The 2,468-nt window shown below is 44.7% G+C and carries 2 protein-coding genes; both read left to right on the top strand.

The window, feature by feature from the left end; translation table 11 throughout:
* Positions 1-182: 182 nt before the first annotated feature.
* Entirely contained in the window at positions 183-341 is a 159-nt protein-coding gene (locus A3766_RS29500; protein ID WP_156508789.1) for a hypothetical protein, read from the top strand.
* Between the two features lie 301 nt (positions 342-642).
* Positions 643-1,797, top strand: a complete 1,155-nt coding sequence (locus A3766_RS08480) for an IS110 family transposase (RefSeq protein ID WP_068510169.1) — start codon at positions 643-645, stop codon at positions 1,795-1,797.
* The last annotated feature ends 671 nt before the right edge of the window (positions 1,798-2,468 follow it).

Here is a 2,468-nt window from a genome sequence, read left to right as displayed (position 1 = left end):
ATAGTTTGACCAACGAAAGCGCCGTAGATGCTGCATCTAGATCAGTAGAAAACAACTCATAGGCCGGCATAAACGACAATGAGATAGTTTTAAATATGAAATAAATACCCAATGAAACGAAGGTAGCTATTAAGACTGACTTTAAATTCACGCTAATCCTTTTTGCATATAACGCCTTGCGAATGGGCGAGCGACGCGCAGCAAAGCGAGTCCAGCCCCGGGTGTTTATCCGGGGCGAACATTGCGCAACTGGTTATGTGGCATTTGCAGTTGACCTACTAGCCAGAATTGGAAACCAGAAAAAGCAAACACCTGCCGCGATTACTGCCATTGCAGAATAATTCCAAGTTTCAGTTTGTAGTACCACCAATGGAACTACACCCGGAAACAAGGTAATGATTAAATATTTATTCTTACTTAGTTTATTTGAAGACACGAGCTTTTGAAGCTTTTTGATTATTACAGTGCCTACAACCAAGTAGAGAATTATTAGTACATCTAAAACTAGAATATCCATTTTTACTTAGAACACATAGACATAATGACTCCCCACGTCCCAAAAGAGTGCTGACCTCCTATCGTGGGTTAGCAAAGCCAGAGCCATAATATATGTGTCATACCATATAAGCGGAGGCCAGCACCATGAAAAACAATACCATAATTTTTGTCGGATTGGACACCCATAAGGAGTTCACCGAAGTCGCATATTGCGAAGATCAACGAGGCTCAGAAGTAAAACACCTTGGAAGAGTTTCTTCAGCCAAAGTATCACTTACCAAGATGGCGAGACAGTTTGAAAGCAAATACCCGCAGGCTACCCTGCATTTTGTTTATGAAGCAGGCCCCTGTGGCTACTGGATTTATCGATTGCTGACAAGCTTAGGCCATTGTTGCTATGTTGTTGCGCCATCACTGATTCCAAAGAAACCCGGACAACGCGTGAAAACAGATAAACGCGATGCACAAGATTTAGCTCGTTTGGTTCGTAATGGCGACCTTGATCCGATTTACGTTCCTGAACCCGCAGATGAAGCAATACGAGATCTATCTCGAGCACGTGAGCGTGCAATGCATGATTTGAATAATGCACGTTTCCAGCTAAAAGCCTTGCTGCTCAGAAATCATATTAACTATTCAGGCAAATCAAATTGGAGCTTAAAACACCTTCGTTGGTTAACAGAGATCATCTTACCTCATCCTAGTCAGCAATTTGTCTTGCAAGAGATGATTCAAACCATTTCAGAACGCAATGCTCGACTAGAGCGTCTGGACAATGAACTCGCCCATCACGTGAAGCAATGGCGATATTATCCGGTTGTGAAAGCGATACAAGCCTTGAGAGGCGTTCGACTGCTCACCGCCACTGGTGTCATTGTAGAGCTAGGAGACTTAACACGATTTGATAGCCCTAGAAAACTGATGAGTTATATCGGAACGACGCCCTCCGAACATTCAAGTGGAGGAAAACGACACTTAGGCGCGATCACCAAGTGTGGAAATGGGCGAGCGAGGAGATTGTTAGTTGAGGCTGCACATAGCTATCGCTATCCCGCAAAGATATCGAAGGAATTACAGCTCAGGCAGGAAGGATTGCCGAAAGAGGTAATTGATCAAGCTTGGCAAGCACAACAGAGATTATGTAGACGATATCAACGACTAATACACAAAGGTAAACATCGAAGTGTCGTGGTAACGGCGATCGCACGAGAACTGATAGCTTATATCTGGTCAATCTCGAAGGAAGTCACCTTACCCAGAATAGATCCAAAAACACGAATCTCACGCGTACCCGCTTAAGTAGATAAGGAATAATACATGAATAAGTTTAGCGTCAATGCAAAAGATCAAGCAGCGGCTGTGGTGCAATCACCGAAGGCGTTAGGTTGGCAATGAGCTAGCAGTACATTGATCCACGAGCATAGACTGAAGACAGGCACCACGACGTAATAAGTAAGGTTGGATAGGTTAACGCGTCGCGTTAGCAACCCACGAATACCAGCATGATCACCGTCGAAATTACTTGCTTCATCTGATGCGTTGACGCTTCCCTAACGGGAAGAATGTTAATTAAAAAGAAAGGCTCTGGCCGAGGTTCCGGCAGGATTTTGTGCGGGCCTCTTGACGTGGGGAGTCATACCAACGCTTTTATAAACGGCGCACGGCTCTATCGTGCGTCCAACGTAGGCCACGTGTTTTTGTGGCCGGAGTGATGTTTGATGAACTGGTTAGATGTTTTAGAACACCCAACTACACCAAACACCACGTTAAAACCTTTGTACTGGCCCAGAGACAAAAACACCCTAGATGGCGACTTTACCGGACTCCCTAGGAACACACCACCGACGAAGCCTCTACAAATTCAAATGTGCCTGAGAAACTTAAACAGCAGAGCGGAACAGTGGGAAAACGTGCCACCTACCCTAAAACTTTAAACGGAGGAATACATGATAAGAAACGAGCATTCCCTG

This window comes from Oleiphilus sp. HI0132 (genome assembly GCF_001635845.1).
This window is presented reverse-complemented; position numbering and strand designations above follow the sequence as displayed.